This is a genomic window from Romboutsia sp. (assembly GCF_051659545.1).
In the GTDB taxonomy this organism is placed as follows: domain Bacteria; phylum Bacillota; class Clostridia; order Peptostreptococcales; family Peptostreptococcaceae; genus JBOFOR01.
Map to the genome: position 1 here is coordinate 23,513 of NZ_JBOFOR010000224.1, position 15,922 is coordinate 39,434.

The 15,922-nt window shown below is 28.6% G+C and carries 16 protein-coding genes; 3 read left to right on the top strand and 13 right to left on the bottom strand.

What is annotated here, in order from left to right:
- Positions 1-135 precede the first annotated feature (135 nt).
- The 4 genes from ACRC03_RS12435 to ACRC03_RS12450 form a co-directional block, all read right to left on the bottom strand.
- Entirely contained in the window at positions 136-1,824 is a 1,689-nt protein-coding gene (locus ACRC03_RS12435; RefSeq protein ID WP_438652892.1) for a hypothetical protein, read from the bottom strand.
- Between the two features lie 94 nt (positions 1,825-1,918).
- On the bottom strand, positions 1,919-2,482 hold the full coding sequence (locus tag ACRC03_RS12440) for a hypothetical protein (protein WP_438652893.1): 564 nt from the start codon (positions 2,480-2,482) through the stop codon (positions 1,919-1,921).
- A 146-nt stretch (positions 2,483-2,628) separates the two neighbouring features.
- On the bottom strand, positions 2,629-3,189 hold the full coding sequence (locus ACRC03_RS12445) for a TVP38/TMEM64 family protein (protein ID WP_438652894.1): 561 nt from the start codon (positions 3,187-3,189) through the stop codon (positions 2,629-2,631).
- A gap of 24 nt (positions 3,190-3,213) precedes the next feature.
- Positions 3,214-3,861 (bottom strand): hypothetical protein, encoded by a 648-nt coding sequence (locus tag ACRC03_RS12450; protein ID WP_438652895.1) that lies wholly within the window; start codon positions 3,859-3,861, stop codon positions 3,214-3,216.
- A 221-nt stretch (positions 3,862-4,082) separates the two neighbouring features.
- Between ACRC03_RS12450 and ACRC03_RS12455 the strand changes: the two genes are divergently transcribed.
- A complete protein-coding gene (locus ACRC03_RS12455; RefSeq protein ID WP_438652896.1) occupies positions 4,083-5,747 on the top strand; it encodes a glutamine--tRNA ligase/YqeY domain fusion protein in 1,665 nt (554 codons plus the stop codon).
- A gap of 37 nt (positions 5,748-5,784) precedes the next feature.
- Here the strand turns inward: ACRC03_RS12455 and ACRC03_RS12460 are convergent, their stop codons facing one another.
- From ACRC03_RS12460 to ACRC03_RS12475, 4 genes are all read right to left on the bottom strand, one after another.
- A complete protein-coding gene (locus ACRC03_RS12460; protein WP_438652897.1) occupies positions 5,785-6,675 on the bottom strand; it encodes a YegS/Rv2252/BmrU family lipid kinase in 891 nt (296 codons plus the stop codon).
- A 38-nt stretch (positions 6,676-6,713) separates the two neighbouring features.
- Positions 6,714-7,355: a lactate utilization protein gene (locus tag ACRC03_RS12465; RefSeq protein WP_438652898.1), complete on the bottom strand. Its 642-nt coding sequence runs from the start codon at positions 7,353-7,355 to the stop codon at positions 6,714-6,716.
- A 57-nt stretch (positions 7,356-7,412) separates the two neighbouring features.
- Positions 7,413-8,675 (bottom strand): 4Fe-4S dicluster domain-containing protein, encoded by a 1,263-nt coding sequence (locus ACRC03_RS12470; protein ID WP_438652899.1) that lies wholly within the window; start codon positions 8,673-8,675, stop codon positions 7,413-7,415.
- Positions 8,676-8,965: 290 nt separating this feature from the next.
- Positions 8,966-9,100, bottom strand: a complete 135-nt coding sequence (locus tag ACRC03_RS12475) for a hypothetical protein (RefSeq protein WP_438652900.1) — start codon at positions 9,098-9,100, stop codon at positions 8,966-8,968.
- A 216-nt stretch (positions 9,101-9,316) separates the two neighbouring features.
- Between ACRC03_RS12475 and ACRC03_RS12480 the strand changes: the two genes are divergently transcribed.
- Positions 9,317-9,859, top strand: a complete 543-nt coding sequence (locus ACRC03_RS12480) for a TetR/AcrR family transcriptional regulator (protein ID WP_438652901.1) — start codon at positions 9,317-9,319, stop codon at positions 9,857-9,859.
- 22 nt (positions 9,860-9,881) lie between these two features.
- On the top strand, positions 9,882-12,305 hold the full coding sequence (locus ACRC03_RS12485) for an MFS transporter (RefSeq protein ID WP_438652902.1): 2,424 nt from the start codon (positions 9,882-9,884) through the stop codon (positions 12,303-12,305).
- Between the two features lie 45 nt (positions 12,306-12,350).
- Here the strand turns inward: ACRC03_RS12485 and ACRC03_RS12490 are convergent, their stop codons facing one another.
- The 5 genes from ACRC03_RS12490 to ACRC03_RS12510 form a co-directional block, all read right to left on the bottom strand.
- Positions 12,351-12,878, bottom strand: a complete 528-nt coding sequence (locus tag ACRC03_RS12490) for a GNAT family N-acetyltransferase (protein WP_438652903.1) — start codon at positions 12,876-12,878, stop codon at positions 12,351-12,353.
- 14 nt (positions 12,879-12,892) lie between these two features.
- Positions 12,893-13,999 carry a sensor histidine kinase gene (locus tag ACRC03_RS12495; RefSeq protein ID WP_438652904.1) on the bottom strand — a complete coding sequence of 369 codons (1,107 nt, stop codon included), beginning with the start codon at positions 13,997-13,999 and terminating at the stop codon, positions 12,893-12,895.
- Positions 13,986-14,681 (bottom strand): response regulator transcription factor, encoded by a 696-nt coding sequence (locus tag ACRC03_RS12500; RefSeq protein ID WP_438652905.1) that lies wholly within the window; start codon positions 14,679-14,681, stop codon positions 13,986-13,988. The genes ACRC03_RS12495 and ACRC03_RS12500 overlap by 14 nt, the downstream gene beginning before the upstream one ends.
- Positions 14,682-14,809: 128 nt before the next feature.
- Complete coding sequence (locus tag ACRC03_RS12505; protein WP_438652906.1) at positions 14,810-15,271, bottom strand: DUF4342 domain-containing protein; 462 nt, start codon at positions 15,269-15,271, stop codon at positions 14,810-14,812.
- 185 nt (positions 15,272-15,456) lie between these two features.
- On the bottom strand, positions 15,457-15,922 hold a 466-nt coding region (locus ACRC03_RS12510), incomplete at its 5' end, for a hypothetical protein (RefSeq protein ID WP_438652907.1).

Consider the following 15,922-nt stretch of genomic DNA (forward strand, 5'->3'; position numbering starts at 1 on the left):
GTGTCCAATCACCTCGAAGTTATTTACTATGTCAACTTATATAAGTAATATATTAAAATCAGACTATAAAAGTGCAAAAAAAGCTCTAAGAACAAGTATTATTTTCTTATTCTTAGAGCTATATTACTATTTATATTATTGTTGTGTTGTAACTTGCTTATCTTCAGTATTTGCTTTAGGTGCTTGTTCTTCTTTCTTATCAGTTACATTTCCTATATTTAAGTTATCAAATTCTATTATATCTACAATATCTTTTTCACCTTTTTCAAAAGATATTTTTATCTTATCTCCAGGTGCTGTTATTGTTAATTCTTTGGATACTTTAGAAGTTGCATTAAATATTATTTCTTGCTTTGAATCTATTGTAAGATAATAGAATGTATTTCCACCATTAACATCTGGATTTATTCTTGTTACAGTTCCTTCTATTTTGTCAACAGTATTATCATTTTCAAATTTTACATCATTACCTTTTGAAGATAATGCATCTCTATAGCTTCTTAAAGCTTCTTCTTTTGTTTCACCTAAACCTAATACACTAAAGTCTTCAACAGATACAAATGCTACCATTTTTACAAGTCCTGCCTTATCCTTTAATGATGATACATATGTTGGTTTTCCAAATATATTGTACATTACAGGGAATGTTGCTTGATAATTCTTTTCTTGAACTTTACCTTCTGCAGATGTCATGGCAGCAGTTTCTGTTGCTCCTGGTTGCTTGTACAATTTAGCTTCCTTAGTACGAGTATCTACTAACATAAACCCTATAGTAGATTCATCTCCTCCTGAAGAAGTTATACCTGTATACCAATATGCTTTTCCATCACTACCATAAACTAAAGATGTCCCCTCTGTTGGAACTAAAACTCCTTCTTCAGATATAACTGAATTTAAGAATCCTTTAACGTATAATCCCCAATCACTTATTTGGTCTACGATTATACTCTCTGGTTGCATTCTATCTATCCATTTTGGAGCATTTTCTATAGAGTATTTTTTAGTTTCTCCAGTTTGTGCATCAACTGTTGCTACTCCCGTAACATTAGCTCCACTATATCCTATTTTATTTTCATATAAACTTATAACCCAATATGGTCTTCCAGCATCATTTATCTCTAAAGAGAACTCTGTCATACCATCTGCTACAATTCCTTGTAAATAAGCATGTCTATGTAAATCTTGAAGTAAATAAGCTTCTGGTTGATATATTATTTTTACTGGTTTTCCATCAATTTCTTGAACCAATCTTACATCTTGAGGATTACTAGCTGATACCATTACATATCCTGTAGTACCATCTGTATTAGTTATCCACTTTATTACATCTCTATGTACAAGCGGTGCTACCCAATATAATTGACCATCTACATTTTGTATGTGGAATTTTCCTAACTTAGCCACACTACCTAAAGCTGGGTCTTCCCCTAACTTCTTATCTCCTAACTTCATAGCCATATCTTCGTCTACAAGACGAATATCATTTACACTTACTGGGCTTACGTCTTTCGCAAATTCACTTTCTTTAACTTCTCCTATTAGATTTCTGTATGCTTTAGCATGCAATATAGGTGAAGATACTACAAATGGCGCAGCTATACTATAAACTATTAAAACTATAGCTATAGTGAAGTTATACTTTGCAATTTTAGATGTTTTTTCACCTCTATCAAACATCATATCTAGTACTCCTGATAATCCAAAGAACACTACTAACATAGAAATACCTGATAAGAAGTCTAATCTAAGTACAGGTAATTTAACAAATGAGTATATAACTAGAACAATTGCAGCTACTCCATATGTTTTCATAAATTTTTTCATTAATTACTCCTTTCAAACAAATAGTTATTACTACTATTATATATATCTTTTATAAAAAAATAAATACCCCTTAACAATAATAAGGGGTATTTTTCTACGCTTCTACCATTTTTCCTATATAAGTATCTTCATACACGGCATATCTCGATAATAATCCCTCATATTCTAACGTAAGATCTTCTAAATTATAAAAATCATTAGGTCTTACTTCATGATATGGTTTATTTAAAATTCTTATATTACTTTTTTCTAACATACCTGCTACGAAATTTGAACATACATATTTATATTCTTTTTGCCTTGGTTTATTTATTGATAAATATACAAGTGCTTTTACATCATAATCATATTCGTTTCTATTGCTACTGACTTTTTTTATGTTTTCTTTTAGATTTTCGTATTGAGAGTCTGTAACTTCCAATGAATAAACCCTGCACATAGTATTTTGTCTCATAGCATATAATCCTTGATTTATGTTTTCTTCTACAAACCCTGCAAAAATAGGTGTTTTAGGATTTAATCTTCCAAATGAATACATAGGCTTTAAATCTTCATTTAAAGCTATTGATACGTGTGCATATGGGGTTTTACTTATATTTCTTATCATATAAGATAATAAAGTCCCTGTATAAGTGGTTACTATATATATCTTTCTCATAGCTTTCCCCCTCTATTAATTATAGGTATTAAAAAACACCTACGATATTTATATAATTAAATTAAAATGATATCTTTTTAAAGCAAATCATAACCACATAATTATATCATATTTAAAGCATATTTTCAATTTTTTATTGTTTATTTCTAATTTTCATTAATTTTATTATTGATTTTTTTCCCTACTATCCAAAATGTAAATATAGTCACAATTAATATTATAATTTTTATAGGTTGTTTAAATATATCTCCTATATCCTTTCCCATATAGCTTAGCAATAAAAACATAACAAATTTTCCACTTGCCATTCCTAGCATGAAGATTTTGCAATTAATTTGTGCAAATCCCGAAGTTATAGTTATTAAAAAGTCTGGTACAAATGGACATACATAACATACAAACAAAGTTGTGAATCCTTGTTTTTTTATCCAATTTATTACCTTTTGTATTTTTTCTTTTTCTTTATATTTAATAATAAATTTATTTTTAGATAGCTTAAAAGCTAAAAAATATAAAAAAAATGCTGCAATAGTAGAGCCTAGCCATGATACTGTAAATCCAAGCCACATACCAAGTACAAAAGAATTTGCTACTATTATTACTATTAATGGTAAAGTAGGAATAAAGGTTTCAACTGCAATAATAAAAAATCCCACAATAGCTGCTAATAACTTATACTCCATCAAAGAATATAATATTTTCTCCATATATGTCACCTACTTTAATGTCTTTTATTTTATTTTTACTTCATAGTCTTTTATGAATTCTAAAATATTTGTAGCTTTAATTTCTAACTCTACAATAATATTATTATTTTCTATGTAAACTTTATCAATAATAATAGGTAAAAAGTTTTCTTCTTCTATTATTATAGTATTTTTATCTATTCCAAATGGTATTTTACTTTTTTGTTTATCTAGTTGACTACTTAATAGTTCATTGCTAATTTTTATTTTACCTACTTTAAAATTAGTTAAAGTTAAATATAAATCATTATTTTCTACTCTAGGCTCTATATTCACTTCAATTTGTGTATCTACCCCTAATATATTATAAGGAGTAATTACTCTTATTTTATTTTCCTCTATATTAGCATAATTTTTTTCAAATTCCTTTATGTTATACTTTGTCATTATTGTATAGATTATATCTTTAAATTCTTTATCTGTAATAGATATTTTACCCTTTAATCTAAGCGGATTTTTAAGTATCTCTCCGTAATCTATAAATGACCCTTTTAAAAGTTCCTCTGCTGTTATTAATTTTGCATCAGAATTTGCTTCTATTTTTTGATTTGGAATTAATAAATAATATCCTATTCCTATTATTAAGCCGAATAGTATTATTATGCTTATTAAAATTTTATTTTTCTTTTTCATATACTCTCCTCTACATTGTGTATATTTGGAACAAATTAAGATATTTAATCTGTTTGTATCCATTTTTAAATTATAGTCTATATTATTTATTATTAGAGTATTGTTTAAATATTATTGATTAAAATAATTATATCTTTATTTTTTTCTAATATTCGATTAAAATTAATAGTATACTTATTTATACTATATATAAAATTTAATTAAACGGAGAGGTATTATATATGTCAAATGAAACTAGTTCATCGAACTTTATAAAAAATATCATTATAAATGACTTAGAAACCGGAAAACATGACAGTATCATAACTCGTTTTCCACCAGAACCAAATGGTTACTTACATATTGGTCACGCAAAAAGTATCTGCCTTAACTTTGGACTTGCAAAAGAATTCCAAGGAAAAGTTAACTTAAGGTTCGACGATACAAACCCAGTAAAGGAAGACGTTGAATACGTAAACTCTATAAAAGAAGATGTTAAGTGGTTAGGATTTGATTGGAGCAACTTATACTTTGCATCAGATTATTTTGATGAAATGTACAATAGGGCAATACTTTTAATAAAAAAAGGATTAGCTTACGTATGTGAATTAACGCCAGATGAAATGAGAGAATATCGTGGTAGTTTAACTGAAGCTGGTAAAGAAAGTCCTTACAGAAACAGAACAATCGAAGAAAATTTAGATTTATTCGAAAAAATGAAAAATGGCGAATTTAAGGATGGAGAAAAGGTATTAAGAGCTAAAATAGATATGGGATCTCCTAATATAAACTTAAGAGATCCAATTATATACAGAATAGCTCATGCTACTCATCACAACACTGGAGATAAGTGGTGTATATACCCAATGTATGCCTTTGCTCATCCTTTAGAAGATGCTCTAGAAGGAATAACTCATTCTATATGTACTTTAGAATTCGAAGATCAAAGACCTCTTTACGATTGGTTTGTAAGAGAATGTGAAATGGATGCAGTTCCAAGACAAATAGAGTTCGCTAGACTTAATCTTACAAATACTGTAATGAGTAAAAGAAAATTAAAGCAACTTGTTGATGAAGGTGTAACAGATGGATGGGACGATCCTCGTATGCCTACTATATCAGGATTTAGAAGAAGAGGATATACTGCAGATGCTATACGTAAATTCTGTAGCGAAATAGGTTTATCTAAAGCTGATTCTAAAGTTGATAGCCAAATGCTAGACTTCTTCGTGAGAGAAGATTTACAAGCTAAAGCTCCTCTTGCAATGGGTATTTTAAGTCCATTAAAATTAGTTATAACTAACTATCTAGAGGGCGAAAGTGAGATGTTAGAAATAGAAAATAATGCTAAAGATGAAACTAAAGGCACTAGATTAGTTCCATTCTCTAGAGAATTGTACATAGAACAAGATGACTTTATGGAAGATCCTGTTAAGAAATACTTCAGACTATTCCCAGGAAATGAAGTTCGTCTAAAAGGCGCTTACTTTGTTAAATGTAATGATGTTATAAAAGATGAAAACGGAAATATAGTTGAAATCCATTGTACTTATGACCCAGAAACTAAGAGTGGTTCAGGATTTACAGGACGTAAAGTAAAATCTACTATACATTGGGTTGAAGCTAAAACTGCAGTTCCTTGTGAATTTAGATTATACGAGCCATTAATCTTAGATGATGCTCCTGAAAATGAAGGAAAGCACTTCTTAGAGCAAATAAATCCTCATTCTATGGAAATATTACAAGGATACGCGGAACCTACGCAATTAAAAGATGCTAAGGTATTAGATAAATTCCAATTTGTAAGAAATGGATTCTTCTCTGTAGATAATAAATACACTACTGATGAAAAGTTAGTATTTAATAGAGTTGTTCCGCTAAAGAGTTCTTTTAAACCAGTAAAATAATAATTAAAGGGATAGCTAAGCTATCCCTTTAATTATTTTATTTACATACACCAAGAATTTCTATTCCACCCTTTATGCATTCTATCTGTAGTGGAAAATCTGGCCCTTTTTCTCCATCTATATCTGTTATTAACTCATTTTCACATTCTATTGTAATATTTTGAGTTTTAAAATATAGTATTTCTTTTTCATTTATGTGTTCTAAATAATCTCCTCTTAAAACCCCTATTAGAACTGGTATAGATTTAGGTATTGGCATAGCCTTAAATATAACAACATCTAAATAACCATCATCTAATTCTGATTTATAAGCTAAGTTTAAGTTTCCTGCCGTCTTACCATTGAATATTAGCATAAGGTACATATCACCATCACATGTAACTTCTTCTGATTTAACTCTTATGTTAAACTTTCTAAAACGAAGTGCTTCTTCTATACCTCTTATATAGTAAGATACTTTACCCATATAATTTTTTAGGTCTGGATTTATCTTTTGAGATACATCAGTAAACATACCCGCACTAGCTACATTAATAAAATACTTATCATTTATTTTTCCTATATCAATTTTTTTTGGTTTAGAACTTAGTATATTGCTTATACCTTCTTCAATATTGTATGGCAATTTTAAAGCCTTTGCAAAATCATTAGCAGTCCCTAATGGAAGTATTCCAACAGGAAGATTTATTTTAAATTCTTTCATAGCATTTAAAATCATATCTATAGTTCCATCTCCACCTGCTAATAATATATGATCATATGTATTATCTATTTCTAAAAAAGCTCTTCCTATACTTTCTTCCTTTGTCAATCTATAAGGCTCTATTATATAGTTGTTTTTTTGATATATTTTTATTATTCTATCTAAGTAGTTAGTAATCCCTTTTTCTCCTGAGTTTGGATTGTATATAAACTTTACTTTTTTCATTTTGCCTCCTCCCTAAGGTGACTCTTCGCTTATGTATTTTAATATCCTAAATTTTCTTTCATAAATATTACATGAATTCTATTAGATATTCTTTGTCTTTTTATTACTGTATATTCACAGCATATTCTATCTTGACTATTGCAATCCATGCAAATTCCTGTAGTTTCACATGGTGTTTTAGTACTTAGTCTTTTTGCATTAGCTGGTGCACATATGTATTTATTTCGGTTTACTGCATCGTCTATAGTATTAACTATTTTATTAGTTCCTACAATTACAATAACCTTATCTGGACCATATAGCATTGCAGCTACTCTGTTTCCATTTCCATCCACATTATAAAGTTCTCCACTTTCGGTAATTGCATTTGTACTTGTAAAGTATGCATCTGCACTAAAAGTTTTTCTATAAATTGCTTTCATATCTGCAGGAGTAATATTAGCTTCATATCTATCTAGAAATTTATATTTCCCACATCTTAGAAAATCTATAACTCCAGTTTCAAACAAAGTCATTGACCCTCCGCAACTAACTACATCCTCATCATTTATAAGTTCTTGAATCTTTTCTAGAAGCTCTTCCTTATTATTTACTAAATATCCATTCATATTGTTATTTTCTAAAGCCTTTATGGTTCTTTCTATTTTTTTATCTTCAACCCAATCTAAATTATTATCCATAGTAAACAACCTCCAAAATTATGTTATAAATTCTATTTAATTGTATCATATTTTCTATTATTTTTTTATGCTAAGTAATTTATCTAAATAAGTAGATTTTAACTGTTCATTAGCTAAAACTCTTTTAGTAGGTTCTAATTTTAGTATACTAGACAATATAGCCCCCATTGCTCTATGACTTGCTAGTGCATTATTATCAAAAATAAGATTTGCTAATTGACCTTTTTCAATTGCCATTAATACAACTCTATGTACTGAACTTGAAGGTGTAATTATTTTTTCATTTCTTTTTAATAATATTATACTTTTTTTGTAACAGTTTCTAACGCACACACCACATCCTAGACATCTTTCTTCATCTATTTTGATTATTACTTTATCATTTTCTACACTTTGGCTTATAGCATCTATTGGACATGCTTTTACACATTTCCCACACTTTACGCAAGTATCTATGTTTATACTTGGTATAAAACTTGTAGTTTGTACAGGATGTAAATTACCAAATTTCTTTGCTGCAACCATTGCTTCACAGCAGCAACCACAGCAATTGCATATAAAATTCACTCCTTTTTTTACATTTTCCCCACATTGAACTAAGTTACTTTCATAAGCTTGGTGCAATAATTCTTTACATTCTGAAGCATCAACTCTTCTAGCAAATTTATTATTTATTAAAGAATTTGCAGTTCCATTAAATGTCATACATATATCCATAGGTGCATTACAGCTTTTTCCAACATGTTGCATTCTATGTCTACAATAACACATACTAATTCCAATATGTTCTGCTTCTTCAATAATATGAGTAGCTCTCTCATGATCCAATATAGTTACTTCATTATCATTGGTTAGCACTTCCTCTTGAACATATACTCTTCCTAGTTTTGTTTCTGCTGAATAAAATAGGTCTTTTATAAAATCTTCTTCTACAGAAATGTATTGATAATAAAGTTCTGCTAGTAACTTTTGATCTATATCATTTCTAGTTCTCATCATTGCAAATTCGAAAAAACCAGCCATAGGCGGTGGTAATATATATAACTTTCCTTTCTCATCCTCTATATCTAATAGTAATGCTTTTTTTGCTAATCCATCTAATGCCTTATATGCTTCACTTTCACTTACACTCCATATGTTTGCTGCTGTTTTTATCCTAAATGCTTTTATGGGCAGTTGTGCTACAAGTTCAGCTTCTTTTTCAGTAAATAATATACTCAGTATCTTATATAATACTTCTGATGCTGGAGCTCCTTGAGGAAATTTATTTAGTCTATCTTCTAAGTTTTTATATGATTCCTTTGCATTTATATGAGACATTTTAGCCACCCTTTTTAAAATTTATTTAGCTTTATATTTAATTATATACATTTTATTCTAATTTAATAATTGAATATATTAAAAAATTCGCTTTGCTCATATCGCCAACGGCTCTGCGCGTTGCTAAAAATCTTTTTTACTTTCACTAAGTATGTTGAAGTTGCTTAAATATAGCAACTTATCCACATTTTTTGAGGTAATATAATATCCTTAAGCGTAAAAAAGCATGAGCTATAGCTCATGCCTTTTTATATTGAATTATATATATTTTAATTGGAAGACATTTTTGACTATTTACAATCTATTATTGTTTTAGTCGTATCTATTTCTTTCGCCACACATCTTTGGCTGTTAATTCTCTCATTTACTAATAAGTGGTTTGTTATTCCTTTTAATGCCTTTGTTATTTTATTTATTAATATCATTTTAATCTCTCCCCTACATCTTTATCTTAAGTATATTGTATACAATATACTATGTTAAGTCAATCTTTTATTAAAAGTTTAATTTTTATCAATTTTTTTAGTTTGTAAACTTTCCGTTAAACAAAGTTAAGAACAAGTTATTTCAATTGCTCTACTCTATTTATATGAATATAATGAACTTAGTTCATAATATTTTTATCAAAGGGAGGTGGTTTAATGCCTAAGATTTTAGAGAATGTAAAGGAGGATATACTAACTACAGCAAGGCATATGGTATTAGTGGAACATCTTCCTAATGTAAGTATTAGAGAAATAGCATCTAGATGTAATATAAGCACAGGTACAATTTATAATTATTTTAATTCAAAACAAGATATAATTGTGTCAATAACCTGGCAAGAATGGTACTTAGCTCTTAAAAGAATAGATATCCATAACAATAGCAACATTAACTATATGGAAAAACTAAAAAATATCTTCATTGAAATACGAAACTTTTTGAACATGGTTCACAATATACAACATGAACATTTTTTTGAACAAATAGAAATAGAGAAATTTATGAAGATGCAAAAGGATAAAAAAGTTCTTCATGAAGTCCTCTCATCAAAGGTTTGTGGTGCATTATCAAGCACTGAAATATCCGAGCAAAATTCACTAGTTTGTAGCATTATCATAAAAATTTTTTGTTCCTACGCTTTATATTCTGAGATAAGTTTTGAAGACTTAAAGCCGTACATTGAAAAGTTAATACACTAATATTTAAGGGAGGTGTCTCAAATTGGACACTAATATTAATAATAAAAAAGATTCTAAGCTTGTCATAATTCTCCTATTATATCTACTTGGTATTTTTATGGGTGCTATTGACACAGGTATTGTTTCTCCTGCAAGAACAGTTATCCAAAATAACCTTGGTGTAAATGAAAAAACTGGTATATGGCTGATCACTATTTACACATTAACTTATGCAGCTATTATTCCTATCTCAGGTAAGCTAGCTGATAAGCTTGGCAGAAAATATGTTTACATTGTAAGTATTTTCTTATTTGGTGGTGGATCTTTAATCTGTGGTTTATCCTCATTTTTCTCAAGTTTTCCTATGTTGCTTGCAGGACGTGTAATTCAAGCTATTGGTGGCGGTGGAATTATGCCTATTGCCAATGCTGAATTTGGTACTACTTTCCCTCCAGAAAAAAGAGGTATGGCACTAGGCTTGGTTGGTGCAGTATATGGTATTGCAAATATACTTGGTTCAACTATTGGTAGTGGTATATTGGATATATTCGGTACAGAAAATTGGAAATACTTATTCTTTGTAAATGTACCTATCTCTATAGTTATAATAGTTGGGGGTCTTATCTTCATTAAGAATAATAAAGGAGAAAACAATGCAAAAATAGATAAATTAGGTACTTTATTTTTAGTATGTATGATAGTTTCTTTACTATATGGACTTATGAATATTGATTTCTTTAATTTTAAAACATCTATACAAGATAGTTCTGTATATCCGTATTTAATAGCCTTTATCTGTTTGCTTCCAATATTTATTTTTGTTGAGCGTAAAGTGTCTGATCCTATTTTAAAGATTAACTACTTTACAAAGCCTAGAATTGTAATAGTGCTTATTTTATCTTTAATAGTTGGTATCGGTATGATGGGTATGGTCTTTGTTCCTCAATTTGCTGAAAATGCCTTGAAGATAAAAGCTGGTTCTGGTGGATATTTTGTAGCTCTTCTAGGATTATTTGCAGGATTTGGTGCTCCTATGAGTGGTAATTTAATAGATAAATATGGACCTAAAAAAATATTATTATTTGGATTTACAATATCCATGTTAGGTGCTCTTTACCTATTTACAGTTGCTACAAGAACTAACTCTTGGTTTAGTGTTTGTATTAGTTTAATAATAATGGGTACTGGTATGGGCTTTACAATGGGTACTCCTCTAAACTATATGATGTTAGAAAGTACACCTACTAAAGAAGCTTCCTCTGCACTATCTACTTTATCATTAATTCGTTCTATTGGTACATCTATTTCACCAGCTATAATGATAGGTTTTTTAGCAAATGCAGGTGCAAATGTTCAGAATGATATTATGAATATAATTGGTCAGCCACAAACACCTCAAATAGTTCAAGTTACAGAACTTCAAAATATGTTAGATGAACTAAAATCAGATCCTGATATGGCTAAACAACTTAAAAATGTTATTATCCCAGATGTAAGTAATAGTTCTTCTAATAAAATTGATATGAGCAGTGGTTCTCTTCCAAAAGATTTATTAAATAAATTACAATCGTCTGACGTTACTACTATAACTGGTATTACAAAAGAAGTTTCTACAGCTATGTACAACGAAAAAGTACCACCTGTAATAGCTAAAATAGAAAATAATGTTCAAAAAGGTATTAATGGTACTCAAAAAGGTATTGATGGTATGACTACAGGTCAAGAAAAGCTTCAAGAAGGTATTGATGGTATCCAAAAGGGTATCGATAATATGTCTAAAGCTGTGGCTGGTATTGAAAAAGGTATGGCTGGTATACAAAAAGGATATGATGGTATAAGTAAAGGTATTGTTGGTATGGAACAAGGTATAGCTAAACAAGATGGAGCTATAAAACAAATGGAAGATGCATACAACAAAATACCTAATATTCCTTCACCAAATCCAGGAGACAGTAATGGAAATAACTCAACTACTATGCCTCCTGGTGGTGGAAATAGTATGGATAAAGAACAGATGAAAGCTCAAATAGATAAGTTAAAGACTGCTAGAGAAGAATTAAACACTAAACTTCAAGCTAGTATTGCTCAAAGAAATAAATTAGATTCTCAACTTAATACTATGAAAAGCCAAAAAAGTAAACTAGAAGCACAATTATCTAAGACTAAAAATCAAAAACAAGATATGATAGCTGCTTTAGCTAAAATGGAAACACAAAAAGCTTCTTTAGTTGCTTTAAATGATAAAACTAAGGAAGTTAAAGAAGCTATACCTGTAGCTTTTGCTAAATCTCAAAAAGACTACATTACTTCTATTGAAAATAAAAGAGAAAAAATTGAAGGTTCTTATCAGTCCGCTTTAAATGTTGGATTTAAACAAATGTATATAGCAGTATTCTGTGTTAACTTAACTGCTGCTGTAATAGTTTTATTCTATAAATCTCCTAAAAAAATAGAACAAGAGTCTTAAACCACCTTAAAATAGGTATGCTAGAAATTTAGCATACCTATTTTACTATATAGTTATATACTTTTCCATTCTTATATCATCATGCCATCTGCCCTGATAATATATAAATTCTTTATTTCTACCTATTGGCTTATATCCTAATTTTGTATAAAATCTTATTGCTTTTTCATTGTACTCAAATACACCTAGCTCTATCCTATTATTATTTAATTCTCTACTCTTTTCTTCTATGAATTCCATAGCATATCTGCCTATGCCTTTATCACGATAAGCATCTTCCCCTATACAAATACTTATCCATGATGATTTTTTTTCTTTGTTGTATAGCATCCCAAAATTACTTTCTACACTTACATATCCTACCTTTATACTTCCATCTAAGATTATGTATATATGTTTATCTGGATTAGCTATAAGCCCGAATAACATGTCTCTACCTTTTATATCTTCCATTTCACCTTCTTTAAGATTAGGTCTAATAAAGTACTTAATCTCCTCTTGATTATCCCATTTGGCAATTAGCTCAAAATCTTCAATATCCTTCTCTGTCAGTTCTCTAAATTTAATTTTCATATATATCTCCCTTGTTAATAATTAGCTTCCTTAATTTCTTGAGGTAATTCTATAGATACTATAGTCCCTTCCCCTAGCTTACTATATACTTTTATATTGCCATTATGTACATCGACTATGTATTTTGCTATAGATAGTCCAAGACCTGTCCCCCCACTTTCTTTATTTCTAGATTTATCACTTCTATAAAATCTACTAAAAACATGTGGCAAGTCCTCTTTGCTTATTCCTATACCATTATCCTCAATTAGAATATATACTCCCTTATTATTTTTAAAGCTATTTATTTTTATAGTGCCTCCCTCTGCTGTGTATTTCATACTATTGTCTACAAAAACTCTAATAGCTTCTTTTATAAGGTTTCTATCACCATAGATTGTAACTTCTTCATTTTTTGTACTTAAAATATTATGATTTTTATCTATCATAATACTTTCTTTTACAACTTCATCTACTAATTCATTTATTTTAAAATCTTCTTTTTCAATTATTTGCTTATTTCTATCTCCCCTTGCTAAAAACAATAAACTTTCTATTAATTTTTTCATACTTAGAGATTCGTCTTTTATAGCACTTATAGATTCTTCTAATACTTCTTTATCATCTTTGCCCCATCTACTTAGTAAATTGGCATATCCTTGAATTACCGATATAGGAGTTCTAAGCTCATGAGAAGCATCTGATACAAATTGGTTCTGTTTTTCTATAGAGCATTGAATTTCATCTAACATTGTGTTGAAGGTTTTAGCTAAATCTTTAAGTTCATTCTTTACGCCTGACACATCAAGCCTAGTATCTAAATCATTTATTGATATCTCTTTAACTTTTTCAATCATATTGTCCACTGGTCTTAACGACTTTTTAGATATTCTATAACTGAATATCATAATAATAAAGGCTTCTACTATGTTAAATACAACTAAAATAGTAATTAAAATTAAATGTACATCTTCACCTACATCAGTACTCTTATCAAATAAATATACAATTCCAAAAGTTCCTATTGCTGACATTAAAATAAACATTACTGAATAACTTAAAGTCATTTTACTTTTTATTGAAAATCTAATTTTCTCATATATGCTATGTTTTAAATTTCTTTTTACTCTATTCTTCTTCATCTTTTATTTGATACCCAACTCCTCTTACTGTGTGTATAAGCTTAATATTAAATTTGTTATCTATTTTGCTCCTCAAATACCTTACATAAACATCTACTACATTAGTATCTCCTATATAGTCATACCCCCATATTCTTTCTAAGATTTTATCTCTAGTGACTACCATACTCTTATTATCTAGCATATATTTCAATAAATCGAATTCCTTCTTAGTTAACTCTATATTCTCATCTCCGTAAGCTACAATATGTCTTTTTTCATCTATAATTAACTTTCCTACTCTTAAAACATCATCCTCTATTACAGGTGTACTATTTACTTTTCTTTTTAAGCATACTCTAATACGAGCTAGAAGCTCTTCTATTGCAAAAGGCTTTGTCATATAATCATCTGCACCAATATCTAATCCCATTACCTTGTCTGTTACTTCACTTTTAGCTGAAAGCATTATTACCGTAACACTACTAACTGCTCTTATTCTTCTAAGTACTTCCATTCCATTTAAAGATGGTAGCATTACATCTAGTATTATAAGATCATAGTCATTTTGAAGTGCTAAATTTAACCCTTCTCTACCATCATGACTTATATCAACATTATATCCTTCATATTGTAGTTCAAGTTGAATAAACCTAGCTATTTTTGCTTCATCTTCAATTATTAATATATTCGACTTTTCCATATTTTCTCCCTAATTTTTTTATTCTATATTTTATATTCTACCACAATTTACCTTTTAAGAAAGGGTTAGTTTACATAATAAAAGCTACCTTATTTTCTAAGATAGCCCCCTTGATTTTATTTGAGTTTTTATAGTTTTGTTATTTCATCTGTAGCTTTTTGAGCAAATTCATTTGCTTTAGTAGATGCATTATATAGCACTTGATTTATTTGAGATTCTTTATCTTTCAAATTTTCTATTTTTATTTTATAACCAGTGAATATAGATACTACTAAACCTCCAATAGTTATATGAGGTGCAAATACAGTCGATACTATTGCTAATGATGCAGGTATATTAAGTGCTATTTTTTCTTTCTTATATACTTTAATTTCTATTTCGTTTAATCTTTTTATTACGCCTTTACCTTTTGTATAATATCTACTAGAATCTTCTTTTATGTCTGTTTTAGTTTTATTTTCATTTTCTAAGTATAATATAGCTGCTACAACATCTCCACCAAATTTTTCTAACACTTCCTTCGCTTCTTTGTATCCTACATTTGCTCTAGTTTTTACTGCATCAATTTGTTCCATTGTTATTTTTTCCATTTTTTCTACCCCTTAATTTAATTTATTTTATATTTATATTATAGGTATAGAGTCTTAGTATAAACTTAGATAAAGATTAAAATTAGATTAAAAAGTTATTTTTTTAGATACACTTATCATTCCAGAAATATTTAATAATCTAAGTATATTTAAAGCCTCCCTAATTTTCAGGGAGGCTTTATAATTTATTGAGAATTGCTCTTTTTTAATTCTATTTGTTTTTCTAAAAACTCTAATTGCTTTTTAGCTTGCTCTATTTTTATTTTTAAGGTATCTACTTTTACTTGTTTAGAAGATTTAGCTTTTTCATTTTGAGCACTTTCAACATCTTGCTGAACTTTTTCATATATCATTTCTAAAGCTTCAATTCTTTGATTCATCTTCTCATATTCTTTTTCTGGATTATCAAAAACACTTTCTTTTTTCTTTTCCATAGAACATAGTATTTTGAAGTAAACAAATGTCATCATTAAATTTACTATTATTTCTGATACATTGTAACTAGTTTTATTAGCTAATAAAGTTACTCCTGCAAAAGTTATTATATTGAATATAAATAAATTGTTTAATACCTTTCTGTTTTCTTTAACCTTATTTTCATCTTTATCTTTCATAAATTTATAAGGTATTGCTATCGTAACTATTGGTGCT

Bases quoted from the DNA above. Each gene is read 5' to 3' on its own strand.
- ACRC03_RS12490 (WP_438652903.1), bottom strand. From the start codon at position 12,878: ATGAAAATTAAATTTAGAGAACTGACAGAGAAGGATATTGAAGATTTT.
- ACRC03_RS12455 (WP_438652896.1), top strand. From the start codon at position 4,083: ATGTCAAATGAAACTAGTTCATCGAACTTTATAAAAAATATCATTATA.
- ACRC03_RS12460 (WP_438652897.1), bottom strand. From the start codon at position 6,675: ATGAAAAAAGTAAAGTTTATATACAATCCAAACTCAGGAGAAAAAGGG.
- ACRC03_RS12480 (WP_438652901.1), top strand. From the start codon at position 9,317: ATGCCTAAGATTTTAGAGAATGTAAAGGAGGATATACTAACTACAGCA.
- ACRC03_RS12440 (WP_438652893.1), bottom strand. From the start codon at position 2,482: ATGAGAAAGATATATATAGTAACCACTTATACAGGGACTTTATTATCT.
- ACRC03_RS12475 (WP_438652900.1), bottom strand. From the start codon at position 9,100: ATGATATTAATAAATAAAATAACAAAGGCATTAAAAGGAATAACAAAC.
- ACRC03_RS12465 (WP_438652898.1), bottom strand. From the start codon at position 7,355: ATGGATAATAATTTAGATTGGGTTGAAGATAAAAAAATAGAAAGAACC.
- ACRC03_RS12450 (WP_438652895.1), bottom strand. From the start codon at position 3,861: ATGAAAAAGAAAAATAAAATTTTAATAAGCATAATAATACTATTCGGC.
- ACRC03_RS12500 (WP_438652905.1), bottom strand. From the start codon at position 14,681: ATGGAAAAGTCGAATATATTAATAATTGAAGATGAAGCAAAAATAGCT.
- ACRC03_RS12495 (WP_438652904.1), bottom strand. From the start codon at position 13,999: ATGAAGAAGAATAGAGTAAAAAGAAATTTAAAACATAGCATATATGAG.
- ACRC03_RS12505 (WP_438652906.1), bottom strand. From the start codon at position 15,271: ATGGAAAAAATAACAATGGAACAAATTGATGCAGTAAAAACTAGAGCA.
- ACRC03_RS12470 (WP_438652899.1), bottom strand. From the start codon at position 8,675: ATGTCTCATATAAATGCAAAGGAATCATATAAAAACTTAGAAGATAGA.
- ACRC03_RS12445 (WP_438652894.1), bottom strand. From the start codon at position 3,189: ATGGAGAAAATATTATATTCTTTGATGGAGTATAAGTTATTAGCAGCT.
- ACRC03_RS12435 (WP_438652892.1), bottom strand. From the start codon at position 1,824: ATGAAAAAATTTATGAAAACATATGGAGTAGCTGCAATTGTTCTAGTT.